Genomic DNA, 23,450 nt, shown 5'->3' with positions numbered 1-23,450 from the left:
GTTATATATGAGCGATAAAATTATTCACCTGACTGACGACAGTTTTGACACGGACGTACTTAAGGCTGACGGGCTGATCCTCGTCGATTTCTGGGCTGAATGGTGTGGTCCTTGCAAAATGATCGCCCCGATTCTGGATGAGATCGCTGACGAGTATCAGGGCAAACTGACCGTTGCCAAGCTGAACATCGACCAGAACCCGGGTACCGCGCCGAAATACGGCATCCGCGGCATTCCAACCCTGCTGCTGTTCAAAAACGGTGAAGTGGCGGCGACCAAAGTGGGCGCACTGTCCAAAGGTCAGCTGAAAGAGTTCCTGGACGCCAACCTGGCGTAAGGTTTCTCGGCTGCGCGTCCAGAGCGCCTAATATTGTGTGGATCTCTGGACGCCCGGCTTTAGTCGTGCTAAGTTAGCTATGACTTCGTTTTAAACATATCTGTTGTTTGAATCTTGTTTTACCCGATACTTCCCGTTGTTGACACAAACAGTGCGTGAAGTTGCTAAATTCCGGGCTTGTCACTCAATCCGTCTTGTCGTTTCAGTTCTGCGTTCTTTCCCTGTGACCAGACAGCGTACAGACATGAGTTGATGGCCGCTAAACAGGCATGGATGACCCTGCCATACCATTCACATTATTAAGTTCGAGAATCACCCCGAGTTTAAGAACCCACACCATTATGAATCTTACCGAATTAAAGAACACGCCGGTTTCTGAGCTGATCACTCTCGGCGAAAATATGGGGCTGGAAAACCAGGCTCGTATGCGCAAGCAGGACATCATTTTCGCCATCCTGAAGCAGCACGCTAAGAGTGGCGAAGATATCTTTGGCGACGGTGTGCTGGAGATATTGCAAGACGGATTTGGTTTCCTCCGCTCTGCAGACAGCTCCTACCTCGCCGGCCCTGACGACATCTACGTATCCCCTAGCCAAATCCGCCGTTTCAACCTCCGCACTGGTGACACCATTTCAGGTAAGATTCGTCCTCCAAAAGAGGGTGAACGTTACTTTGCGCTGTTGAAAGTGAATGAAGTTAACTACGACAAGCCTGAAAACTCGCGTAACAAGATCCTCTTCGAGAACTTAACGCCGCTGCACGCGAACTCTCGCCTGCGCATGGAACGTGGTAACGGTTCAACCGAAGACTTAACGGCGCGTGTACTGGATCTGGCCTCACCAATTGGCCGTGGCCAGCGTGGCCTGATTGTCGCGCCGCCAAAAGCGGGTAAAACCATGCTGCTGCAGAACATTGCGCAGAGCATTGCTTACAATCACCCGGACTGCGTACTGATGGTGCTGCTGATTGACGAACGTCCGGAAGAAGTGACCGAGATGCAGCGTCTGGTGAAAGGCGAAGTTGTGGCTTCTACCTTTGACGAACCAGCATCTCGCCACGTTCAGGTTGCAGAAATGGTTATCGAGAAGGCGAAACGCCTGGTTGAGCACAAGAAAGACGTGATCATCCTGCTCGACTCCATCACCCGTCTGGCGCGTGCGTACAACACCGTCGTACCGGCTTCCGGTAAAGTGCTGACCGGTGGTGTGGATGCGAACGCCCTGCACCGTCCGAAGCGTTTCTTCGGTGCGGCACGTAACGTGGAAGAGGGCGGCAGCCTGACCATCATCGCAACCGCGCTGATCGACACCGGTTCTAAGATGGATGAAGTGATTTACGAAGAATTTAAAGGTACAGGCAACATGGAACTGCACCTTTCTCGTAAAATCGCGGAAAAACGCGTCTTCCCGGCTATCGACTACAACCGTTCCGGTACCCGTAAAGAAGAGTTGCTCACCACTCAGGAAGAGCTGCAGAAAATGTGGATCCTGCGCAAAATCATTCACCCAATGGGCGAAATCGACGCAATGGAATTCCTCATTAATAAGCTGGCGATGACCAAAACTAACGACGATTTCTTCGATATGATGAAACGCTCGTAACGTAAATATTCCCAGCAAACGCCACGTTTTTACGTGGCGTTTTTCTTTTATGGACTATACGCTATTACGACTGACTCCCAATTTTGACCTGTCGGTGCGAAAATGAGACGTTTTGCACAGCCAAAGAAATAATTGATTGAAAAATATACAAAGGGAATGGTAAGAGGCCGCCTTTAATCCTTCTGAGGCAGAGGCTTCATGGTTATACTTCCGGGACTAACATTTGTTGAGAGCAATCCATTGTGAATCTACTCACTGCAGTTACTGAGCTGATCAGTATTTTTTTATTCACAACCTGTTTTTTGTTTATTGCGCGCAAGGTAGCAAAAAGAATAGGGTTGGTGGACAAACCGAATTTTCGTAAACGCCATCAGGGCCTCATTCCGTTGGTTGGGGGCATCTCAGTTTACGCGGGTATCTGCTTCACGTTTGGTATCGCGGATTATTACATTCCGCATGCTGCGCTCTACCTGGCATGTGCGGGTGTATTAGTGTTAGTCGGGGCGCTTGACGACCGATTTGATATCAGCGTGAAGTTTCGCGCCACCGTGCAGGCGGCCATCGGTGTAATCATGATGGTCGTGGGCGGCCTTTATCTGAGAAGCCTCGGCTACGTCTTTGGTCCCTGGGAGTTAGTGCTGGGTCCATTTGGTTTCTTCCTGACGCTCTTTGCCGTTTGGGCCGCGATAAACGCATTCAATATGGTCGATGGTATCGACGGGCTGCTGGGCGGGCTGTCTTCCGTGTCGTTCGCCGCCATCGGCATTATTTTGTGGTTTGATGGCCAGTACAGCCTCTCAATGTGGTGCTTCGCCATGATTGCCGCGATCCTGCCTTATATCTGCCTTAACCTGGGTGTGCTGGGCCGTCGCTATAAAGTGTTTATGGGCGATGCGGGCAGTACCCTGATTGGCTTCACCGTTATCTGGATCCTGCTGGAAACCACGCAGGGTAAAACTCACCCGATTAGCCCTGTCACCGCGCTGTGGATTATTGCCATTCCGCTGATGGACATGGTGGCAATTATGTATCGCCGCCTGCGCAAAGGGATGAGTCCTTTCTCTCCGGACCGTCAACACATTCATCATCTGATCATGCGCGCCGGGTTTACTTCCCGTCAGGCATTTGTCCTGATTACCCTGGCGGCCGCTATTCTCGCCGGGATTGGCGTTGCGGCAGAATATGCTCACTTTATCCCTGAGTGGGTAATGTTGGTATTATTCTTGCTAGCATTTTTCCTGTACGGTTACTGCATCAAACGCGCATGGAAAGTCGCGCGATTCATTAAACGCGTCAAACGCAGGATGCGCAGGAACAGTGGCAAAAACACAACATTAACTAAATAAAATCGGGACTATGATGACTCAACCGTTGGCGGGAGCGAAATCAGTGGTAACTGAGAATGAACTGGATATTCGTGGTTTGTTTCGCGTGTTATGGGCAGGCAAATTCTGGATTGCGGGGATGGCGCTTGGGTTCGCACTGTTAGCGCTGGCCTACACCTTCTTTGCAAAGCAGGAGTGGAGCGCCACGGCGATCACCGACAAACCAACGGTTAACATGCTCGGCGGGTTCTATTCCCAGCAGCAGTTCCTGCGCAATCTGGATATCAAAGCGAACCTGGCCACGCCGGATCAGACGTCCGTTATGGATGAAGCCTACAAAGAGTTTGTCATGCAGCTGGCCTCCTGGGATACGCGTCGTGATTTCTGGTCCCAGACCGATTACTACAAGCAACGCATGGTGGGCAACAGCAAGGCCGATGCCGCGCTGCTGGATGACATGATCAACAACATCCAGTTTATGCCGGGCGATATCCTGCGTAACGTTAACGACAGCGTGAAGCTGATTGCGGAAACCGCGCCGGACGCCAATAATCTGCTTCGTCAGTACGTCGCTTTCGCCAGCCAGCGTGCGGCGAGCCACCTTAACGATGAGCTGAAAGGCGCATGGGCGGCGCGCACCATCCAGATGAAGGCGCAGGTTAAACGTCAGGAAGAGGTGTCAAAAGCCATTTTCACCCGCCGCGTCCATAACCTTGAGCAGGCGCTGAAAATTGCCGAACAGCGCAATATTTCCCGCAGCGAGACCGATGTGCCGGCTGACGAGCTGCCTGATTCCGAAATGTTCCTGCTGGGGCGTCCAATGCTCCAGGCGCGTCTTGAAAATCTCCAGGCCGTTGGCCCTGATTTTGACCTCGACTACGACCAGAACCGCGCCATGCTCAATACCCTGAACGTGGGCCCGACGCTGGATCCGCGTTTTCAGACCTATCGTTATTTGAGAACGCCTGAAGAACCTGTAAAACGCGATAGTCCGCGTCGCGCATTCCTGATGATCATGTGGGGGATTGTGGGCGCACTGACTGGCGCTGGCGTGGCGTTAACGCGTCGTCGCACATACTAAGAACGCCGTCTACGATGAAGGCTGCGGCCTTCATCATCTAATCGAAGAGAATCGATGTGAAAGTACTTACCGTATTTGGCACCAGGCCGGAGGCCATTAAGATGGCGCCTCTGGTCCATGCGCTGGCCAGAGATCCTGATATTGAAGCGAAAGTGTGCGTGACTGCCCAGCACCGTGAGATGCTCGATCAGGTCTTAACGCTCTTTTCTATCGTTCCGGACTACGACCTCAATATTATGAAGCCGGGGCAAGGGCTGACGGAGATCACCTGCCGCATTCTGCAAGAGCTAAAACCCATTCTGGAAACCTTCAAGCCTGACGTCGTCCTCGTGCATGGTGACACTACGACAACCGTGGCGACCAGCCTGGCGGCATTCTACCAACGCATTCCGGTCGGGCATGTTGAAGCGGGCCTGCGGACGGGCAATCTCTATTCACCGTGGCCGGAAGAGGCCAACCGCACGCTTACGGGCCACCTGGCGATGTATCACTTCGCGCCAACCGAAAACTCGCGCCAGAATCTGCTGCGTGAAAACATTACTGATAACAAAATCTTCGTGACCGGGAACACGGTCATTGATGCGCTGATTTGGGTGCGCGATCGGGTGCTGGAGAACAAAGACCTCCAGAGCGAGCTCGCCGCGCGCTATCCGTTTTTACATAACGGTAAAAAGACCATTCTGGTGACGGGCCACCGTCGCGAAAGCTTTGGTCAGGGTTTTGAGCAAATCTGCCATGCGCTGGCCGAAATTGCCGCGCAGAATGAAGATGTGCAGATTGTCTATCCGGTGCACCTCAACCCTAACGTCAGCGAGCCGGTAAACCGCATTCTGGGCCATGTCGAGAATGTCTTACTGATTGAACCACAGGACTACATGCCGTTCGTCTGGCTGATGAACCACGCCTGGCTGATCCTGACCGATTCCGGCGGCATTCAGGAAGAAGCGCCTTCGCTTGGCAAACCGGTGCTGGTAATGCGAGAAACCACGGAGCGTCCAGAGGCGGTGAAAGCAGGGACGGTACGTCTGGTCGGCACAGATCCGCAGCGTATCGTCGAAGAGGTCACACGCCTGTTGCACGATGAAGAAGCGTACCAGGCGATGAGCAAAGCCCATAACCCGTACGGCGATGGGCAGGCCTGTGGTCGTATTTTGCATGCACTTAAACACAATCGGGTATCACTATGAGTTTTACTACCATCTCTGTCGTGGGTCTTGGTTATATTGGGCTGCCTACGGCGGCGGCTTTTGCCTCTCGTCAAAAGCAGGTTGTCGGCGTGGATATCAATGCGCGCGCGGTGGAAACCATCAACCGTGGCGAAATTCATATCGTGGAGCCGGATCTTGACCGCGTGGTGAAAGAGGCCGTTGATGGCGGCTTCCTGCGTGCCAGCACTACCCCCGTTGCGGCAGATGCGTATCTGATTGCGGTTCCGACGCCTTTCAAAGGCGACCATGAGCCTGATATGGCGTACGTCGAGGCCGCGGCCAAATCGATTGCGCCGGTGCTGAAAAAAGGCGCGCTGGTGATTCTGGAATCCACCTCGCCGGTAGGCGCAACCGAACAAATGGCGCAGTGGCTGGCGGACGCCCGCCCCGATCTGAGCTTCCCGCAGCAGGCAGGAGAACAGGCCGATATCAATATCGCCTACTGCCCGGAGCGCGTGTTGCCGGGCCAGGTCATGGTTGAACTGATTAAAAACGACCGCGTAATTGGCGGCATGACGCCCGCCTGTTCCGCACGCGCCAGCGAGCTGTATAAGATTTTCCTTGAAGGCGAATGCGTGGTGACCAACTCCCGCACCGCCGAGATGTGCAAGCTAACGGAAAACAGCTTCCGCGACGTCAACATCGCCTTTGCCAACGAACTGTCGCTGATTTGTGCCGATCAGGGCATTAACGTGTGGGAGTTGATTAGCCTGGCGAACCGTCACCCGCGCGTGAATATCCTCCAGCCGGGTCCGGGCGTGGGCGGCCACTGTATCGCGGTAGACCCATGGTTTATCGTCGCGCAAAACCCGGACCAGGCGCGCCTGATCCGTACCGCGCGCGAAGTGAACGACAGTAAACCGCACTGGGTACTGAACCAGGTTAAAGCCACCGTGGCAGACTGTCTGGCAGAGAGCGGTAAACGCGCCAGCGAACTGAAAATCGCCTGCTTCGGCCTGGCCTTCAAGCCAAACATCGACGATCTGCGCGAAAGCCCGGCAATGGAAATTGCCGAAATGATTGCCGGATGGCACAGCGGTGAAACGCTGGTGGTGGAACCAAATATCCATGAGCTGCCGGCAAAACTGGCGGGACACTGTACGCTGACCGCTTTAGACGCCGCGCTGGCAACGGCGGATGTGCTGGTGCTGCTGGTCGATCACAAAGATTTTAAAGCGATCGCCGGCGATGCCGTGCGCCAGCAGTATGTGGTTGATACCAAAGGTGTCTGGCGTTGATTGAACTCTACGGCGTGCTTGAGGCCCTTCAGTGGGAAAGCGCCTTTTTTGCGCTTCCCACGGCGATTGTCCGTCTGAGTGAAAATGCCCCTGCGCTCACCGAGGTGGATTTTGCTGCCTGGGAACGGGTACAGGCTAAAATCCCGGCGGACCGCACCGACCTGCTGGACGCGCTTCAGCAGCGCGGTTTCCGGCTGGTCGAAGGCGAGGTTGATCTCTCCCTGTCGATCGCCCGCCACGCTTCGCCAGGCGCAGAAGTGGCGACAGAGCGGGATATCCCGGCGCTGCGCCAGCTGGCTGAGCAGGCGTTTGCCCGGAGCCGCTTTCGTGCGCCCTGGTATGCGCCCCAGGACAGCGGACGCTTTTACGCCCAGTGGATCGAGAATGCCGTCCGAGGCACATTCGACCACGTTTGTCTGGTTTTTCGCGCGGCGGGCGGCCAGATTCAGGGCTTTGTCTCGCTGCGTAAGTTGAATGAGCATGACGCGCGTATCGGGCTGCTTGCCGGGCGCGGCATGGGAGAAAAACTGATGCAGGCCGCGCTGTACTGGGCGCAGCAACAGGAATGCTCGACGCTGCGGGTGGCGACCCAGATGGGCAACACCGCCGCGCTGAAACGTTATATTGCGAGTGGGGCCAACGTTGACGCCACCGCTTACTGGCTATACAGGTGACATGATGATCCCATTTAACGCCCCCCCCGTCGTCGGTACGGAACTCGACTACATGCAGTCTGCTATGGGCAGCGGCAAGCTCTGCGGTGACGGAGGCTTTACCCGTCGCTGCCAGCAGTGGATGGAACAGCGTTTCCACAGCGCCAAGGTGCTGCTGACGCCGTCCTGTACCGCCTCCCTGGAAATGGCGGCTCTGCTGCTGGATATCCAGCCCGGTGATGAAGTGATCATGCCGAGCTACACCTTCGTCTCCACGGCGAACGCGTTTGTCCTGCGCGGCGCCAAAATTGTGTTTGTCGATGTCCGCCCGGACACCATGAACATCGACGAATCGCTGATCGAAGCGGCGATCACCGACAAAACGCGGGTGATTGTGCCGGTTCACTACGCGGGCGTGGCCTGCGAAATGGACACGATCATGGCGATTGCCAAAAAGCATAATCTGTTCGTGGTGGAAGATGCCGCTCAGGGCGTGATGTCCACCTACAAAGGGCGTGCGTTGGGCACTATCGGCCATATCGGCTGCTTTAGCTTCCACGAAACCAAAAACTACACCGCCGGTGGCGAAGGGGGAGCGACGCTGATTAACGATCGCGCCCTGGTTGAACGCGCAGAAGTGATCCGCGAAAAAGGCACCAACCGCAGCCAGTTCTTCCGCGGGCAGGTAGACAAATACACCTGGCGCGATATCGGCTCCAGCTACCTGATGGCTGACCTTCAGGCTGCCTATCTTTGGGCGCAGCTCGAGGCGGCAGAGCGCATTAACCTGCAACGCCTCTCCCTGTGGCAAACCTATTACGACGCGCTGGCACCGCTGGCTAAAGCGGGGCGCATTGAGCTGCCGACCATTCCGGCGGATTGTGTCCACAACGCCCATATGTTCTACATCAAGCTGCGCGATAACGACGATCGCAGCGGCCTGATTGCCTGGCTGAAAGAGGCTGAAATTCTGGCAGTGTTCCACTACATTCCGCTGCACTCCAGCCCTGCCGGTGAAGCGTTTGGCGTGTTTGCCGGTGAAGACCGTTACACCACCAAAGAAAGTGAGCGTTTGCTTCGCTTGCCGCTCTTTTACAATCTTGAGCCAGTTAATCAACGTACGGTCATCAACACCCTTCTGAGTTATTTCGGCTGATATGTCTCTGGCAAAAGCATCGATGTGGACCGCTGCGTCCACACTCGTCAAAATTGGTGCCGGGTTACTGGTCGTCAAACTGCTGGCCGTCTCCTTTGGCCCTGCCGGGGTTGGTCTGGCGGGTAACTTCCGCCAGCTGGTGACGGTGCTGGGTGTGCTGGCGGGGGCCGGGATATTCAACGGCGTGACCAAATACGTCGCACAGTACCATGATGATGCCGATAAATTGCGCACCGTCGTGGGCACCTCGTCCGCCATGGTACTGGGCTTTTCAACGCTGCTGGCTGCGGTATTTTTGCTGGCTGCGGTGCCCATCAGTCAGGGCCTGTTTGGACATACCCACTTCCAGGGGCTGATTCGCCTGGTTGCGCTGGTGCAGATGGGTATCGCCTGGGCGAACCTGCTGCTGGCGCTAATGAAGGGCTTCCGTGATGCCGCCGGAAACGCGCTGGCGCTAATCCTCGGCAGCATCATCGGCGTGATTGCCTACTACTTCTGCTATCGCCTGGGTGGCTATGAAGGGGCGCTGCTGGGGCTGGCGCTTGTGCCTGCGCTGGTGGTTATCCCGGCTGCGTTTATGCTGATACGCAGAGGCGATATTCCTCTTCGTTACCTCAAGCCGCAGTGGGACAAGGTACTGGCTGGTCAGCTTGGGAAATTTACCCTGATGGCGCTCATTACGTCCGTCACGCTGCCCGTGGCCTACGTGATGATGCGAAACCTCCTCGCAGCGCACTACAGCTGGGATGAAGTGGGTATCTGGCAGGGCGTAAGCAGTATTTCCGACGCATACCTCCAATTTATAACGGCTTCCTTTAGCGTCTATTTGCTGCCAACCTTATCGCGCCTGACCGAAAAGAGAGACATTACCCGCGAGATTGTCCGCTCCCTGCGTTTTGTGTTACCCGCCGTCGCGGCCGCCAGTTTCACCGTCTGGCTCTTGCGTGATGTCGCCATCTGGCTGCTCTTCTCCGCGAAGTTTGCCGCCATGCGCGACCTGTTCGCGTGGCAGCTGATCGGTGATGTACTGAAAGTGGGTGCTTACGTTTTTGGCTATCTGGTGATTGCGAAAGCCTCGTTGCGGCTGTATATCCTGGCAGAGATTAGCCAGTTTGCGCTCCTGACGGCGTTCTCTCACTGGCTGATCCCAACCCAGGGTGCGCTGGGCGCCGCTCAGGCCTATATGGCAACCTATATCGTTTATTTCGCTGCCTGTTGCGGCGTATTTTTACTTTGGCGTAGACGCGCATGACTGCACTGATTCACATACTGGGGTCAGATATCCCACACCATAACCAGACCGTTCTGCGGTTCTTTAATGATGAACTGGCACCCGGCACGCCCGATGCACGCGAGTTTATGGTTGCAGGCCAGGATAGCGGCCTGAGCGCGGCGTGTCCGGCACTCAACATGACCTTCTGGCCGGACAAAGCGGCGCTGGCGAAGGCGGTGGTTGCCAAAGCCAAAGCGGATCGCGAGCAGCGCTTCTTCTTTCACGGACAGTTTAATACTGGTCTGTGGCTGGCGCTGCTGAGCGGCGGGATCAAGCCCTCTCAGTGCAGCTGGCATATCTGGGGTGCAGATCTCTACGAAGTGTCCCGTGGGTTGAAATTCCGCCTTTTCTATCCGCTGCGCCGCATGGCGCAAGGGCGCGTAGGCTGCGTATTCGCTACCCGTGGCGATCTCAATTACTTTGCCAAACAGCACCCTGGCGTGCGCGGTGAACTGCTCTATTTCCCGACGCGGATGAACCCGGCGCTCAACACGATGGCTAACGATACGGTGCGCGACGGCAAGCTGACCATCCTGGTGGGGAACTCCGGCGATCGCAGTAACGAGCACGTGGCGGCGCTCAGGGCGGTACATCAGCAGTTTGGTGATACGGTCAACGTCGTGGTGCCGATGGGCTACCCGGCCAATAACGATGCTTATATTGACGAAGTCAGCCAGCAGGGTCTTGCGCTCTTTAGCGCTGAAAATCTGACTATTCTGCGTGATAAGCTGGCGTTTGATGACTATCTTGCGTTGTTGAGAAAGTGCGATTTAGGCTATTTCATCTTTGCCCGTCAGCAGGGGATTGGTACGCTGTGTCTGCTGATTCAGGCGGGCATCCCGTGCGTGCTCAACCGCGAGAATCCGTTCTGGCAGGACATGGCGGAACAAGATATCCCGGTTCTGTTCACGACAGACACTCTTAATGAAAAGGTGGTGCGGGAAGCCCAGCGTCAGCTGGCGCTGGTGGATAAAAATGCCATCGACTTCTTCAGCCCGAACTACCTCACGCCGTGGCATCGCGCGCTGCGTATCGCGTCAGGAGATAATGCATGAGCCAGTTGCAATTTAGCGGCTTGTTGGTGGTCTGGCTGCTGAGCACGCTGTTTATCGCCACGCTGACCTGGTTTGAGTTCCGTCGCGTACGCTTTAACTTCAACGTCTTTTTCTCGCTGCTGTTTCTGCTGACCTTCTATTTCGGTTTCCCGCTGACCAGCATTCTGGTCTTCCGTTTTGATGTGGGCGTCGCGCCCCCGGAAATCCTGCTTCAGGCGCTGTTATCAGCAACCTGTTTCTACGCGGTGTATTACGTCACGTATAAAACGCGCCTGCGCCCGGTCAAAGCGACTGCACCCCGTCGGGCGTTATTCACCATGAACCGGGTAGAGACGCACCTGACGTGGGTGATGCTGATGACCATTGCGCTGGTGAGCGTGGGCATCTTCTTCATGCACAACGGTTTTCTGCTGTTCAAGCTGCAATCCTACAGCCAGATATTTTCGGCAGAAGTGTCAGGCGTTGCGCTTAAGCGCTTCTTCTACTTCTTCATCCCGGCGATGCTGGTGGTCTTTTTTCTCCGCCAGGACAGCAAAGCCTGGCTTTTCTTCCTCGTGAGCACCGTGGCGTTCGGCATTTTGACCTACATGATCGTCGGCGGAACGCGCGCCAATATCATTATCGCCTTCGCCATCTTCCTGTTTATCGGCATCATTCGCGGCTGGATCTCCTTATGGATGCTGGCAGCGGCAGGGGTGTTCGGTATTGTCGGGATGTTCTGGCTGGCGCTTAAACGCTACGGCCTGAACGTGGCCGGTGACGAGGCGTTCTACACCTTCCTGTACCTGACGCGCGACACGTTCTCGCCATGGGAAAACCTGGCGCTGCTGCTGCAGAACTACGACAAAATCGATTTCCAGGGCTTAGCGCCCATCGTCCGCGACTTCTACGTCTTTATTCCGACCTGGCTGTGGCCGGATCGGCCTGGCGTAGTGCTTAACACAGCGAACTACTTTACCTGGGAAGTGCTGAATAACCATTCCGGGCTGGCTATCTCACCCACGCTGATTGGTTCGCTGGTGGTGATGGGAGGAACCTGGTTCATTCTGCCTGGGGCGGTTGCGGTAGGGCTGATAATCAAATGGTTTGACTGGCTCTATGTGCGCGGCCTGGAGGAGACGAACCGCTACAAAGCGGCGATTTTGCACAGTTTCTGTTTTGGTGCCATTTTCAATATGATCGTTCTGGCGCGTGAGGGGCTGGATTCGTTTGTCTCACGCGTCGTCTTTTTTATGGTCGTTTTCGGTATCTGTCTGCTGCTGGCCAAACTGCTGTACTGGTTGTTTGACAGTGCAGGGCTGGTACACAGACGCGAGCCACGGGGCAGCACAACGCTGTCGGAAGTCTGAGTAGGGATTGTCATGACGGATACAACCTCCGCGCCACGCTACGCGCTGCGCGGTCTGCAGCTTATTGGCTGGCGTGATATGCAGCATGCGCTGGATTTTCTGTTCGCGGACGGGCAGATGAAATCGGGCACGCTGGTGGCGATTAATGCAGAAAAAATGCTGGCGGTCGAAGATAACCCGGAAGTGAAAAGCCTGATTGAGGCTGCCGAGTTTAAATATGCCGACGGTATTAGCGTGGTGCGCTCCATCCGCAAAAAGTTTCCTGGTGCTAATGTATCGCGCGTGGCGGGTGCAGACCTGTGGGAAGAGCTGATGGCGCGCGCGGGCGCAGAGGGCACGCCGGTATTCCTGATTGGCGGTAAGCCAGAGGTGCTCGCCCAGACGGCGCAGAAGCTGCGCAGCCAGTGGAATGTTAATATTGTGGGTCTTCAGGACGGTTACTTCAAACCGGACGATCGGCAGGCGCTGTTCGAGCGCGTGCGGGACAGCGGGGCGAAAATCGTCACCGTGGCGATGGGCTCTCCGCGTCAGGAGATCCTGATGCGCGATTGTCGTCTGGTCTGCCCGAATGCGTTGTACATGGGCGTTGGCGGCACCTATGACGTCTTTACCGGCCACGTTAAGCGTGCACCGAAGGTTTGGCAAAACCTCGGGCTGGAGTGGCTGTATCGCCTGCTCTCACAGCCGACGCGCATCAAACGACAGATTCGCCTGCTGCGCTACCTCTCCTGGCACTACACCGGGAAAATGTAATCAAAATGTAGCGCGATATGCTGGTCGCGCTGCAACTCCCCTGCAAAACTGCTGCGTTTATGTGCAATGCATTCATTTTTTTAATGCATCGTTTGCCATTTGCCCGATTTTGAGAAACCATTCGCCCGTATTTCAGTACCCCTAAAAAATAATAACCGGCAAAAAGCCGGGAAACAGCAAACACAACCGAGGATTTATGGCAGAGAAAAAACCGGAGCTACAGCGTGGGCTGGAAGCTCGACATATTGAATTGATCGCCCTGGGCGGGACGATCGGCGTCGGCCTCTTTATGGGCTCCGCGAGTACGCTCAAATGGGCTGGCCCTTCCGTACTGCTGGCGTATATCATCGCCGGGCTGTTCGTCTTCTTCATCATGCGTTCCATGGGCGAAATGCTCTTTCTGGAGCCGGTAACCGGTTCATTCGCCGTTTATGCGCACCGTTATATGAGCCCGTTCTTCGGCTACCTGACGGCGTGGTCGTACTGGTTTATGTGGATGGCGGTAGGCATTTCGGAGATCACCGCGATAGGGGTCTACGTCCAGTTCTGGTTCCCGGACATGGTGCAGTGGATACCTGCGCTCATCGCCGTGGGGCTGGTCGCGCTGGCGAACCTTGCCGCCGTGCGGCTTTACGGTGAAATTGAGTTTTGGTTCGCGATGATCAAAGTCACCACCATTATCGTCATGATTGTGGTCGGCCTCGGGGTGATCTTCTTCGGATTTGGCAACGGCGGACACGCGATCGGCTTTAGCAACCTGACCGAGCATGGCGGTTTCTTCGCCGGGGGCTGGAAAGGCTTCCTGACGGCGCTGTGTATCGTTGTGGCGTCGTATCAGGGCGTTGAGCTTATCGGTATCACTGCGGGTGAAGCGAAAAACCCGCAGGTCACGCTGCGTAGCGCGGTCGGTAAAGTGTTATGGCGTATTCTCATTTTCTACGTGGGCGCGATTTTCGTTATCGTGACCATCTTCCCGTGGAACGAAATCGGCACCACCGGCAGCCCGTTTGTCTTAACCTTCGCGAAGATTGGCATCACGGCGGCGGCAGGCATCATCAACTTCGTGGTTCTGACCGCGGCGCTGTCCGGCTGTAACAGCGGAATGTACAGCTGTGGCCGCATGCTTTACGCGCTGGCTAAAAATAACCAGCTGCCGACGGCAATGGGCAAAGTGTCGCGTGCGGGCGTTCCGGTGGCGGGCGTGGCGGTCTCGATTGGCATCCTGCTGATTGGCTCATGCCTGAACTACATTATTCCTAACCCACAGCGTGTGTTCGTTTACGTCTACAGTGCCAGCGTGCTGCCGGGGATGATCCCGTGGTTTGTCATCCTGATTAGCCAGCTGCGTTTTCGTCAGGCGCATAAAAAGGCGATCGCCAGCCACCCGTTCCGCTCCATTCTGTTCCCGTATGCGAACTATTTAACGATGGCCTTCCTGATTTGCGTATTAATCGGGATGTACTTTAATGAAGATACCCGCATGTCGCTGTTTGTCGGGATTATCTTCCTTGCCGCCGTGACGGTTGCTTATAAGCTTTTTGGCCTGGGACGCCGCGCGACCACGCAGAAAGTGGAGGATTAAGCGGCAAAATGTGCAAACCATAACCAAACGCGCATATTTTTCAAAAAAGCACTAGACAGCGGGGACGGAGGTACGTAATATCCAGCCCCGCAACGGCGCTAAGCGCCCGTAGCTCAGCTGGATAGAGCGCTGCCCTCCGGAGGCAGAGGTCTCAGGTTCGAATCCTGTCGGGCGCACCATTAACCCGGTGCTGGAGCTGCGGTGGTCTGAGAAGTAGTCAGTACCGCGTGAAAGAATACAGTGGTGGCTATAGCTCAGTTGGTAGAGCCCTGGATTGTGATTCCAGTTGTCGTGGGTTCGAATCCCATTAGCCACCCCATTATTTGAAAGAGTTGTGAATTGCGAAGGTGGCGGAATTGGTAGACGCGCTAGCTTCAGGTGTTAGTGTCCTTTGGATGTGGGGGTTCGAGTCCCCCCCCTCGCACCACGACTTTTAAAATGAATTGAACTAAAAATTCAAAAAAGCAGTACATCGGCGAGTAGCGCAGCTTGGTAGCGCAACTGGTTTGGGACCAGTGGGTCGGAGGTTCGAATCCTCTCTCGCCGACCAATTTTGAACCCCGCTTCGGCGGGGTTTTTTGTTTTCTACGCTTTATTCTCCCCTGTAGCCATTCCCCGACAGCGCTGTGTCTGAATGTCGCGTTTCAGCGACAACTAACATCATGAAATAACTCAATAATTTTTTTAGACGCTATTACAGTCGTTTTTGAGCGACACTTCAGCTCATTTTCAGGGGTGGGATGCACGATAAGATGGTCCTAATCGCCGAAAATTCCTTTTATCTTAAAATGTTGCGCAATGTAAAAGTTCTTCGTGTAACGTTGGCACGTTACGTGCAATAATATACGTGTAGATGCTCATTCCATCTCTTATGTTCGCCTTCGTGCCTCATAAACTCAGGAATGACGCAGAGCCGTTTACGGTGCTTATCGTCCACTGACAGATGTCGCTTCGGCCTCATCAAACACCATGGACACAACGTTGAGTGAAGCACCAAATATGTTGTCTTACAGACCTGTTTTAACGCCTGCTTTTATAGCAGGCGTTTTTTTATGGGCAAAAAAAAGGAGGCCGTCTGGCCTCCTTTTTCATTACGGCTGTGTACCGTTATTCTGCAGCGTTAGCAGCAGCCCGTCGCGCCGCATGGCAGCGGCCTCTTCCGGCTTATGCTGTTTATCCAGCGAATCAGCAAGCCAGGCGTAGTCAAACGCGTCCGGACGCTGTTTCAGTGCCGCGCGGAAGGCCAGGCTCGCTTCCTGCCATTCACCGTGCTTCATCAGCGATTGACCCAGCGTGCTCCACAGCAGCGGACGGTCGCCCACGGTTTTGATCTGCTGGCGCAACACTTTTTCGATTTGCTCTGGGTTATTGGTTCTCAGGCGCGGGATCACCATCACCAGACGATCGTCATACTGGCGCTTCAGGCCGTCGAGGAGGATCTCCTGAGCGGTGTCGTGGTCGTCACACTCAATCAGGTGTTCCGCCATCGCCACCTGCAGAGGGATCTGCTGGCGCGTTTTGCGGCTCTGATTCTTCCACCAGGTTTTCAGACCGTCGCTGCCCAGGTCGGCACGCGCCTGGTCCATCAGGCCAATCCACGCCAGACGCTGAAGTTCGTCACGGTGCTCATCGTCGCCGACGTCGGCTTTCGCCATCGACGGGATGATGTCCAGCAGCGAGCCCCACGCGCCGGTACGGATGTAGGCCTGTTCAGCAAGGCGCAGCACTTCCGGGTGGCGCGGCGTGATTTCCAGCAGTCGGTCAACGCCGTGGCGTGCCGCATGGTTTTCATTACGGGCCAGCTGCAGGCGAACGCGGGTGATCTCAACCGGAATAGGGTCTTTAGGAGACAGCTCAGACGCGCGCTCCAGATGCTGGTTGGCGCGCGCTTCATTTCCACGCTGCTGCGCAGCTTCTGCTGCCAGCAGGTAGTTAACCACCGGCTGCTCGGCGTGGTCGGCGTTTTTCGACATCAGCTTTTCAACCTGCTGATAATCGCCTTCGGCGAGCTTAAGCAGCGCCTGCTCGGTTTGCTTACGCGCACGACGACGCTTGCGGCCAACGAACCAGCCGCGCGTATGCGCGCCGGTGCGGAAAATACGGCGCAGGATCCACTCAACGGCAAACAGCACCACAACGCCGAGGATCAGGATGATCACCAACCCGGTCACACTGGTTTCAACGTTGTAATTGTCGGTCTGGATCAGGACGTAACCCTGATGTCCCGCCAGCATAGGCCCAAGGACGATCCCGGCGATCAACAGTAAGAAGAGCAAGAGGACTTTTAACATGATCACTCTCCTTGTGGTGCGCTTTCAGGCGCTGGCGCGGCGGCAGGCGCGGCGGTATTCGGTTCAGCCGCAACGCCCGGCTGTGCCAGAAGGTTGCGCACGCGCGTTTGCATCAGCTTTTCCAGAATCGGCTGGCTGGACAGTTTGTCCGGCACGTTCATGGTGATGTTCTGCTGGCTCAGCGTGTCGATGTCTTCCAGGAACGCGGTGGTAGTCGCATCGTCAGTATTGTAGTAAGCGCGCACCCACGTGGAGACGTTGTCCAGCGCCTGCTTGTAGGTCTCTTCCTGATGGCGCGGCACGGCCTGTGCGGCAACCAGCAGGCGGGAGCGAATGTTCTCGCGCAGGTAGATATCCTGATTCGGCGCAAGCAGCGGGACGGCGGTTTCATCGCGGCGGCGGATAGTAATGAAGCTATCCATAAAGTTCTGCCAGCTTTTTTGCAGGTTCACGCGCCATTCGCTGAGCGAGCTGGACAGCTCCGTGCCGTCGGAGTCCATCGGGGAGTCGTCGTCGTTGTTATCGGCCAGCTGCAGGTTATCAATCTGGTTGGAGAGCTGATTAACCTTCAGGATGATGCCGTCATAATCCACCTGTGAAACGGCGGAGAGGCTGGCGATATCTTCGGTAATCGCACGACGCGCGGTAATAAGGCTTGGGTCGTTCATGTCTGCCAGGCTCGCATCGGCGCTTTTCAGCAGCGCGGCAGCGGTGGTGACGTCCTGATCGCTCCAGAGCTTACGCCCGGCCAGCTTCACCAGGAAATCGGCCTGTGAAAGCAGCCAGGTTTTCGCATCGGTACCGGAGATGGTGGCGACCTTCTGCTGCACTTCATCCAGCTGTTTAGTCAACGCCTGTTGCTTGCTGTTGGCATCAGCCAGCGCGGTGGCCTGCTGTTTGATCACGCCTTCCAGCTCGGTTTTTTGCGCTTCCTGTGCTTTTTGCAGCGCGGTCAACTGGCTGACGAGCGCATCGCTGGTTGCCGTCTGGTGAGTGCCTTGTTGCTTCACCAGTCCATACAGGCCTACGCCTGCGGCCAGCGCTATCGCGATGGCAATGGCGCTCAGCGCGAGGCTGGTTTTGTTGCTGCCGGTTTTCTTCTCAGCGGCCTTTTCAGTCTTCTCTGGCTGTGGAGTCAGATCCACAGTTTCCCTGGTCTCTTCAACCACGGCGGATGATTTTTCGTGTTCCGTCATTATGGCTTCCCATTATGAGAGTTGTTGTAATGCGCGCAGCAGCGCATCGTTGTCGGCGTTATCAGCGATCCGAATATCTTGCCAGCCCAGTTCCCGGGCCTGGTTCGCCAGACGCTCACTGACGACCAGAAGCCGACAGCGGAGTAACCAGTTTTCACGATACCATTGCGGAATAAGTGTCCAAAGCTGTTGCAGCATTTCACCGCTGGTCACCACCAGGGTGTTAATCCCGCGCGTATGCCAGCGCATGGCCTCTTCCGCGCCGTCATAATGTTTTGCGCAGCGCTGATAGCATTCGCAAAACGTTACGTCAGCCCCGCGTGTGCGCAGCGTTTCACCCAGCAGTTCACGCCCGCCATTACCGCGCAGTATCAGCGCACGTTTCCCGACAATAGTTTGTAATTCAGGTAATTGTAGCAAGACTTCGCTGATCTCCCGATCTAACGGGTAGAGAATTTCGCTTCCGCTAACGGTATGCAGGGCCAGGGCGGTGGTGCGCCCGATGGCGAAATAGCGCGGTGCGGCAGGCCAGTCGCGCTGCTGCTGTTGCAGCTGCGCATGGGCAAAATCCACGGCGTGTTGCGACAAGGCAAAGAGCAAATCGCCTTCCCGAAGGGTATGTAGCTGGTCGGCAAGCATCGAAAGCTGCCGGCCAGGAGAGAACTCAATCAGCGGAAAACTCCAGGCCACCCGCCCCAGTGCGCGCAAACGGCTCACTAATTGTTCCCCTGCGGGAGAAGGGCGGGTGACAAGAATACTCATGCTGGGGGTTCTCCGTTATAGACCTCGGCCAGAATTTCACGCGCGCCGTTATTGAGCAACTCTTCTGCCAGCGACACGCCAAGCGCCTCGGCGTCCTGCGGTTTGCCGCGGCGTTCACCGCGAACCATCTGCGAGCCGTCCGGCGCGCCAACCAGCGCGCGCAGCCACAGCTCGCCATTGCTTAATTCAGCATAGCTGCCAATGGGCACCTGACATCCCCCTTCGAGGCGGGTGTTCATTGCGCGTTCGGCTTTTACGCGGATCGCGGTGTCGTCGTGGTTCAGCGGCGCGAGCAGCGCACGCGTGCGATCATCGTCCAGGCGGCACTCAATGCCCACGGCACCCTGGCCCACGGCCGGAAGGGAAAACTCGGGCGGCAGCGCCACGCGGATACGTGATTCCAGGTCAAGGCGCTTCAGCCCCGCCACGGCGAGGATAATCGCATCATATTCGCCGTTATCCAGCTTGCCGAGGCGCGTGCCAACGTTGCCGCGCAGCGAACGGATGACCAGGTCCGGTCGGCGTTCAGCCAGCTGACACTGGCGACGTAAACTGGACGTGCCAACCACGCTGCCTACCGGCATCGCATCAAGCGAATCATAGTGGTTAGAGACAAACGCATCGCGCGGATCGTCACGCTCGCAGATGGTCACCAGCCCCAGCCCTTGCGGGAACTCAACGGGCACATCCTTCATCGAATGCACGGCGATATCGGCGCGGTTTTCAAGCAATGCCAGTTCCAGCTCTTTGACGAACAAGCCTTTCCCACCGACCTTGGCCAGCGGTGTATCAAGGATAACGTCGCCGCGCGTGACCATTGGCACCAGTTCGACGCGTAATCCGGAATGGCAGGCTTCAAGGCGCTGCTTAACATAATGTGCCTGCCAGAGCGCAAGGGGGCTTTGGCGTGTGGCAATTCTCAAAACATTGTCTAACATGCTTGTTACCGTCATTATCAATCACTAACCATCCTAACATTGTTGACACTCGGATGGCAGTTTTACGGTGACGACGTAAGAAGAGGGACAGGGCTGCGCATGCGTCAGCCACAGCCGTATTCAGGAATTTACACGTACAGAACGGTGCTACACTTGTATGTAGCGCATCTTTCTTTACGGTCAACCGGCAAGGTGTTAAATTGATCACGTTTTAGACCATTTTTTCGTCTGTACCACCATAAAGATAAGGGCGAAAAAGGGTAACGGTTATCTTTTTGAAATACTGCGGGCCCGCGGTTATTCGATTCTGGAATAGCCAGTGACGCCCGGGAACATCAGGCGATACGTCTTGTACCTCTATATTGAGACTCTTAAACAGAGACTGGATGCCATAAATCAACTGCGTGTGGATCGCGCGCTTGCTGCCATGGGACCTGCTTTCCAGCAGGTTTACAGTCTGCTGCCGACATTATTGCACTATCACCATCCGCTGATGCCGGGCTACCTCGATGGTAACGTTCCCCAGGGCATTTGCCTCTTCACGCCTGATGAAACCCAACAGCATTACCTGACCGAACTCGAACTCTACCGCGGTATGCCGCCGCAGGAATCGCCGAAAGGTGAACTGCCGATTACCGGCGTTTACTCCATGGGAAGTACCTCATCGGTAGGGCAAAGCTGTTCGTCTGATCTCGATATTTGGGTTTGTCATCAGGCCTGGCTTGATAACGACGAACGCCAGCTGTTGCAGCGTAAATGCAGCCTGCTCGAGAGCTGGGCGGCCTCGCTCGGCGTGGAAGTTAGCTTCTTCCTGATTGATGAAAACCGTTTCCGGCATAATGAAAGCGGCAGTCTGGGTGGTGAGGACTGCGGCTCCACGCAGCACATCTTATTGCTGGATGAGTTCTACCGTACCGCCGTTCGCCTGGCCGGTAAGCGTATTCTGTGGAATATGGTGCCGTGCAATGAAGAAGAGCATTACGACGATTACGTGATGTCGCTCTACTCGCAGGGTGTCCTGACGCCAAACGAGTGGCTGGACCTGGGCGGCCTGAGCTCCCTTTCCGCAGAAGAGTACTTCGGCGCAAGCCTCTGGCAGCTCTATAAAAGCATCGACTCGCCGTATAAAGCCGTGCTGAAAACCCTGCTGCTGGAAGCCTATTCCTGGGAATACCCTACGCCGCGTCTGCTGGCGAAAGACATCAAACAGCGTCTGCATGACGGAGAAATCGTCTCCTACGGGCTGGATGCTTACTGCATGATGCTCGAACGCGTCACCGAATACCTGAAAGCCATCGACGACCACACGCGCCTTGACCTGGTACGTCGATGTTTCTATCTTAAAGTCTGTGAAAAACTCAGCCGCGAACGCGCATGCGTTGGCTGGCGTCGTGAAGTGGTCAGTCAGTTAGTTAAAGAGTGGGGATGGGACGAAGAGCGTCTGTCGATGCTCGACAACCGCGCCAACTGGAAAATCGACCAGGTGCGTGAAGCGCACAACGAACTGCTCGATGCCATGATGCAAAGCTACCGTAACCTGATCCGCTTTGCGCGCCGTAACAACCTCAGCGTTTCCGCCAGCCCGCAGGATATCGGGGTGTTGACCCGTAAACTGTACGCCGCGTTTGAAGCACTGCCGGGGAAAGTCACCCTGGTGAACCCGCAAATTTCACCGGACCTGTCAGAACCTAACCTGACCTTTATCTATGTGCCGCCGGGCCGCGCGAACCGTACCGGGTGGTATCTGTACAACCGTGCGCCAAGCATGGACTCCATCATCAGCCATCAGCCGCTGGAATATAACCGTTACCTGAACAAGCTGGTGGCGTGGGCCTGGTTTAACGGCCTGCTGACCTCGCGCACCCGCTTGTTTATCAAAGGCAACGAGGTGGTTGATCTCGCCAAGCTGCAGGAGATGGTGGCGGATGTTTCGCACCACTTCCCGCTGCGCCTGCCTGCGCCGACGCCAAAAGCGCTCTACAGCCCGTGTGAGATTCGCCATCTGGCGATCATCGTCAATCTGGAATACGACCCGACGGCGGCCTTCCGCAATCAGGTGGTGCATTTTGACTTCCGCAAGCTGGACGTCTTTAGCTTTGGCGAGCAGCAAAACTGCCTGGTCGGCAGCGTCGATCTGCTTTACCGCAACTCGTGGAACGAAGTGCGTACCCTGCATTTCAACGGCGAGCAGGCGATGATTGAGGCGCTGAAAACGATCCTCGGTAAGATGCACCAGGACGCCGCGCCGCCGGACAGCGTTGAGGTGTTCTGCTATAGCCAGCACCTGCGCGGCTTGATCCGTACCCGGGTGCAGCAGCTGGTGTCTGAATGTATCGAACTGCGCCTCTCCAGTACCCGCCATGAAACGGGCCGCTTTAAGGCGCTGCGCGTTTCGGGCCAGACGTGGGGGCTGTTCTTCGAACGCCTGAACGTGTCGGTGCAGAAGCTGGAAAACGCCATTGAGTTTTACGGCGCGATTTCGCACAACAAGCTGCACGGCCTGTCGGTGCAGGTGGAAACCAACCACGTCAAACTGCCGCAGGTGGTGGACGGCTTCGCCAGCGAAGGGATTATTCAGTTCTTCTTTGAAGAGTCAGGTGAGGATGCCGGTTTCAATATCTATATTCTGGATGAAACCAACCGCGCCGAGGTCTATCACCACTGCGAAGGCAGCAAAGAGGAGCTGGTGCGCGACGTCAGCCGCTTCTATTCATCCTCGCACGACCGCTTTACCTACGGCTCGAGCTTTATCAACTTCAACCTGCCGCAGTTCTACCAGATTGTGAACGTGGACGGGCGCGCGCAGGTGATTCCGTTCCGCACCCAGGCTATCGCACCGGTGCCGGCAAATCAGGATACCGCGCCGCTGTTGCAGCAGTATTTCTCCTGATTTCGTGAGCCCGGTGGCGGCTACGCCTTACCGGGCCTACAACAGTCCGACCCCGTAGGCCGGGTAAGCGCAGCGCCACCCGGCTAAAAAACTACCTGAAACTGACGGTCTCACCCGCCTGCGCTGTCGCCGCCTGCTCCAGCAGATCCCAGAACGTTTCGCCGCTACGGTCGCACACCCACTCGTCACCTTTCAGATCGAAATGGTAGCCGCCCTGTTTGGCCGCCAGCCAGACCTGGTGAAGCGGCTCCTGGCGGTTAATAATGATTTTGCTGCCGTTCTCAAAGCTTAGGGTCAGGATGCCGCCGTTGATTTCACAATCGATATCGCTGTCGCCATCCCAGTCGTCAAGACGCTCTTCGATGGTCATCCACAGGGTGTCGGCAAGGCGATGGAATTCACTGTCGTTCATGGTGTTGTTCCTGTTTTTCGTGATGGCGGCAGTATAACGCTAAATAATTCCCGTTGCAGGAAAGCGGCAAACTCTTGCTTTTGTGTCTTCTCCTGCGATGATAGAAACAGATTTGAATTTACGGGCAACTTTATAATGAAAAACGTCTTCCGAACGCTTGCTGTTCTCATCACGCTGTTCAGCCTGACCGGCTGCGGGCTGAAAGGGCCGCTTTACTTCCCGCCTGCGGATAAAACCGCACCGCCGCCGACCAAACCTGTGCAAAGTGGCATCGAGTCTTCAACGCCGAATACGAACGATCGTGGCGACAATGGCGGTCCGACTCAGGTCAATATCTGACAATTTCGTTC

At 55.8% G+C, this 23,450-nt stretch carries 20 protein-coding genes and 4 tRNA genes; 19 read left to right on the top strand and 5 right to left on the bottom strand.

The annotated features are described in order from the left end of the window. Positions 1 to 7 precede the first annotated feature (7 nt). The 17 genes from trxA to ACWKX3_RS22155 all read left to right on the top strand — a co-directional run bounded on the left by trxA (position 8) and on the right by ACWKX3_RS22155 (position 15,161). A complete protein-coding gene (gene trxA, locus ACWKX3_RS22235; protein WP_006179218.1) occupies positions 8 to 337 on the top strand; it encodes a thioredoxin TrxA in 330 nt (109 codons plus the stop codon). 341 nt (positions 338 to 678) lie between these two features. Beyond that, the gene (rho, locus tag ACWKX3_RS22230; RefSeq protein ID WP_001054528.1) at positions 679 to 1,938 is read left to right on the top strand and encodes a transcription termination factor Rho; all 1,260 of its coding nucleotides are present in this window, start codon (positions 679 to 681) and stop codon (positions 1,936 to 1,938) included. A 242-nt stretch (positions 1,939 to 2,180) separates the two neighbouring features. Beyond that, a complete protein-coding gene (gene wecA, locus ACWKX3_RS22225; protein WP_101738482.1) occupies positions 2,181 to 3,284 on the top strand; it encodes a UDP-N-acetylglucosamine--undecaprenyl-phosphate N-acetylglucosaminephosphotransferase in 1,104 nt (367 codons plus the stop codon). A 13-nt stretch (positions 3,285 to 3,297) separates the two neighbouring features. Next, a complete protein-coding gene (wzzE, locus tag ACWKX3_RS22220) occupies positions 3,298 to 4,344 on the top strand; it encodes an ECA polysaccharide chain length modulation protein (protein WP_042322761.1) in 1,047 nt (348 codons plus the stop codon). A gap of 56 nt (positions 4,345 to 4,400) precedes the next feature. Continuing rightward, positions 4,401 to 5,531 carry a non-hydrolyzing UDP-N-acetylglucosamine 2-epimerase gene (gene wecB, locus ACWKX3_RS22215; protein ID WP_058610841.1) on the top strand — a complete coding sequence of 377 codons (1,131 nt, stop codon included), beginning with the start codon at positions 4,401 to 4,403 and terminating at the stop codon, positions 5,529 to 5,531. Then, positions 5,528 to 6,790, top strand: coding sequence for a UDP-N-acetyl-D-mannosamine dehydrogenase (gene wecC / locus ACWKX3_RS22210; RefSeq protein ID WP_006179222.1), 1,263 nt, complete (start codon positions 5,528 to 5,530; stop codon positions 6,788 to 6,790). The genes wecB and wecC overlap by 4 nt, the downstream gene beginning before the upstream one ends. Beyond that, positions 6,787 to 7,464, top strand: coding sequence for a dTDP-4-amino-4,6-dideoxy-D-galactose acyltransferase (gene rffC, locus ACWKX3_RS22205; protein WP_454542492.1), 678 nt, complete (start codon positions 6,787 to 6,789; stop codon positions 7,462 to 7,464). The genes wecC and rffC overlap by 4 nt, the downstream gene beginning before the upstream one ends. A gap of 4 nt (positions 7,465 to 7,468) precedes the next feature. Continuing rightward, the gene (rffA, locus tag ACWKX3_RS22200) at positions 7,469 to 8,599 is read left to right on the top strand and encodes a dTDP-4-amino-4,6-dideoxygalactose transaminase (RefSeq protein ID WP_400408590.1); all 1,131 of its coding nucleotides are present in this window, start codon (positions 7,469 to 7,471) and stop codon (positions 8,597 to 8,599) included. Between the two features lies 1 nt (position 8,600). Further along, a complete protein-coding gene (gene wzxE / locus ACWKX3_RS22195) occupies positions 8,601 to 9,851 on the top strand; it encodes a lipid III flippase WzxE (RefSeq protein ID WP_454542491.1) in 1,251 nt (416 codons plus the stop codon). Next, complete coding sequence (locus tag ACWKX3_RS22190) at positions 9,848 to 10,927, top strand: TDP-N-acetylfucosamine:lipid II N-acetylfucosaminyltransferase (RefSeq protein ID WP_006179226.1); 1,080 nt, start codon at positions 9,848 to 9,850, stop codon at positions 10,925 to 10,927. Before wzxE ends, ACWKX3_RS22190 begins: the two co-directional genes overlap by 4 nt. Further along, the gene (wzyE, locus tag ACWKX3_RS22185) at positions 10,924 to 12,276 is read left to right on the top strand and encodes an ECA oligosaccharide polymerase (protein WP_088209476.1); all 1,353 of its coding nucleotides are present in this window, start codon (positions 10,924 to 10,926) and stop codon (positions 12,274 to 12,276) included. Before ACWKX3_RS22190 ends, wzyE begins: the two co-directional genes overlap by 4 nt. 12 nt (positions 12,277 to 12,288) lie before the next feature. Then, positions 12,289 to 13,029, top strand: coding sequence for a lipopolysaccharide N-acetylmannosaminouronosyltransferase (wecG, locus tag ACWKX3_RS22180; protein ID WP_058610836.1), 741 nt, complete (start codon positions 12,289 to 12,291; stop codon positions 13,027 to 13,029). A gap of 196 nt (positions 13,030 to 13,225) precedes the next feature. Beyond that, on the top strand, positions 13,226 to 14,611 hold the full coding sequence (gene thrP, locus ACWKX3_RS22175) for a bifunctional threonine/serine APC transporter ThrP (RefSeq protein ID WP_137273455.1): 1,386 nt from the start codon (positions 13,226 to 13,228) through the stop codon (positions 14,609 to 14,611). A 102-nt stretch (positions 14,612 to 14,713) separates the two neighbouring features. Then, a tRNA-Arg gene (locus ACWKX3_RS22170) sits at positions 14,714 to 14,790 on the top strand. Positions 14,791 to 14,854: 64 nt separating this feature from the next. After that, positions 14,855 to 14,930, top strand: a tRNA-His gene (locus ACWKX3_RS22165). A 22-nt stretch (positions 14,931 to 14,952) separates the two neighbouring features. Beyond that, positions 14,953 to 15,038: transfer RNA gene (locus ACWKX3_RS22160), tRNA-Leu, on the top strand. Positions 15,039 to 15,084: 46 nt separating this feature from the next. Beyond that, positions 15,085 to 15,161, top strand: a tRNA-Pro gene (locus tag ACWKX3_RS22155). A gap of 541 nt (positions 15,162 to 15,702) precedes the next feature. Here the strand turns inward: ACWKX3_RS22155 and hemY are convergent. The 4 genes from hemY to hemC are packed head-to-tail and all read right to left on the bottom strand — an operon-like array spanning position 15,703 to position 19,798. Continuing rightward, on the bottom strand, positions 15,703 to 16,902 hold the full coding sequence (hemY, locus tag ACWKX3_RS22150; RefSeq protein WP_454542490.1) for a protoheme IX biogenesis protein HemY: 1,200 nt from the start codon (positions 16,900 to 16,902) through the stop codon (positions 15,703 to 15,705). Positions 16,903 to 16,904: 2 nt separating this feature from the next. After that, positions 16,905 to 18,098: a uroporphyrinogen-III C-methyltransferase gene (gene hemX / locus ACWKX3_RS22145; protein ID WP_058610834.1), complete on the bottom strand. Its 1,194-nt coding sequence runs from the start codon at positions 18,096 to 18,098 to the stop codon at positions 16,905 to 16,907. Between the two features lie 12 nt (positions 18,099 to 18,110). Continuing rightward, entirely contained in the window at positions 18,111 to 18,860 is a 750-nt protein-coding gene (hemD, locus tag ACWKX3_RS22140) for a uroporphyrinogen-III synthase (protein WP_454542489.1), read from the bottom strand. Beyond that, positions 18,857 to 19,798, bottom strand: a complete 942-nt coding sequence (gene hemC, locus ACWKX3_RS22135; protein ID WP_042322718.1) for a hydroxymethylbilane synthase — start codon at positions 19,796 to 19,798, stop codon at positions 18,857 to 18,859. Before hemC ends, hemD begins: the two co-directional genes overlap by 4 nt. A 349-nt stretch (positions 19,799 to 20,147) precedes the next feature. Here hemC and cyaA point away from each other — a divergent pair, with 349 nt between their 5' ends. Continuing rightward, positions 20,148 to 22,688, top strand: a complete 2,541-nt coding sequence (cyaA, locus tag ACWKX3_RS22130; protein ID WP_042322721.1) for a class I adenylate cyclase — start codon at positions 20,148 to 20,150, stop codon at positions 22,686 to 22,688. 91 nt (positions 22,689 to 22,779) lie between these two features. Here cyaA and cyaY read toward each other — a convergent pair whose 3' ends face one another. After that, positions 22,780 to 23,100, bottom strand: a complete 321-nt coding sequence (cyaY, locus tag ACWKX3_RS22125; protein WP_006179235.1) for an iron donor protein CyaY — start codon at positions 23,098 to 23,100, stop codon at positions 22,780 to 22,782. Positions 23,101 to 23,235: 135 nt separating this feature from the next. On the opposite strand from cyaY, the gene lptM reads away from it, so the two are divergent. Beyond that, positions 23,236 to 23,439: an LPS translocon maturation chaperone LptM gene (lptM, locus tag ACWKX3_RS22120; RefSeq protein WP_042322724.1), complete on the top strand. Its 204-nt coding sequence runs from the start codon at positions 23,236 to 23,238 to the stop codon at positions 23,437 to 23,439. Positions 23,440 to 23,450 lie beyond the last annotated feature (11 nt).

The organism is Enterobacter sp. UPMP2052 (assembly GCF_053709675.1).
The sequence above is the reverse complement of the archived record's forward strand: the minus strand, read 5'-3'. Positions and strand labels throughout refer to the sequence as shown.

Excerpts from the sequence above, each read along its gene's own strand:
- cyaY (WP_006179235.1), bottom strand. The coding sequence starts at position 23,100 with ATGAACGACAGTGAATTCCATCGCCTTGCCGACACCCTGTGGATGACC.
- hemD (WP_454542489.1), bottom strand. The coding sequence starts at position 18,860 with ATGAGTATTCTTGTCACCCGCCCTTCTCCCGCAGGGGAACAATTAGTG.
- rho (WP_001054528.1), top strand. The coding sequence starts at position 679 with ATGAATCTTACCGAATTAAAGAACACGCCGGTTTCTGAGCTGATCACT.
- wzxE (WP_454542491.1), top strand. The coding sequence starts at position 8,601 with ATGTCTCTGGCAAAAGCATCGATGTGGACCGCTGCGTCCACACTCGTC.
- ACWKX3_RS22190 (WP_006179226.1), top strand. The coding sequence starts at position 9,848 with ATGACTGCACTGATTCACATACTGGGGTCAGATATCCCACACCATAAC.
- lptM (WP_042322724.1), top strand. The coding sequence starts at position 23,236 with ATGAAAAACGTCTTCCGAACGCTTGCTGTTCTCATCACGCTGTTCAGC.
- wecG (WP_058610836.1), top strand. The coding sequence starts at position 12,289 with ATGACGGATACAACCTCCGCGCCACGCTACGCGCTGCGCGGTCTGCAG.
- hemX (WP_058610834.1), bottom strand. The coding sequence starts at position 18,098 with ATGACGGAACACGAAAAATCATCCGCCGTGGTTGAAGAGACCAGGGAA.
- thrP (WP_137273455.1), top strand. The coding sequence starts at position 13,226 with ATGGCAGAGAAAAAACCGGAGCTACAGCGTGGGCTGGAAGCTCGACAT.
- wzzE (WP_042322761.1), top strand. The coding sequence starts at position 3,298 with ATGACTCAACCGTTGGCGGGAGCGAAATCAGTGGTAACTGAGAATGAA.
- wecC (WP_006179222.1), top strand. The coding sequence starts at position 5,528 with ATGAGTTTTACTACCATCTCTGTCGTGGGTCTTGGTTATATTGGGCTG.
- hemY (WP_454542490.1), bottom strand. The coding sequence starts at position 16,902 with ATGTTAAAAGTCCTCTTGCTCTTCTTACTGTTGATCGCCGGGATCGTC.
- wzyE (WP_088209476.1), top strand. The coding sequence starts at position 10,924 with ATGAGCCAGTTGCAATTTAGCGGCTTGTTGGTGGTCTGGCTGCTGAGC.
- hemC (WP_042322718.1), bottom strand. The coding sequence starts at position 19,798 with ATGTTAGACAATGTTTTGAGAATTGCCACACGCCAAAGCCCCCTTGCG.
- rffA (WP_400408590.1), top strand. The coding sequence starts at position 7,469 with ATGATCCCATTTAACGCCCCCCCCGTCGTCGGTACGGAACTCGACTAC.
- trxA (WP_006179218.1), top strand. The coding sequence starts at position 8 with ATGAGCGATAAAATTATTCACCTGACTGACGACAGTTTTGACACGGAC.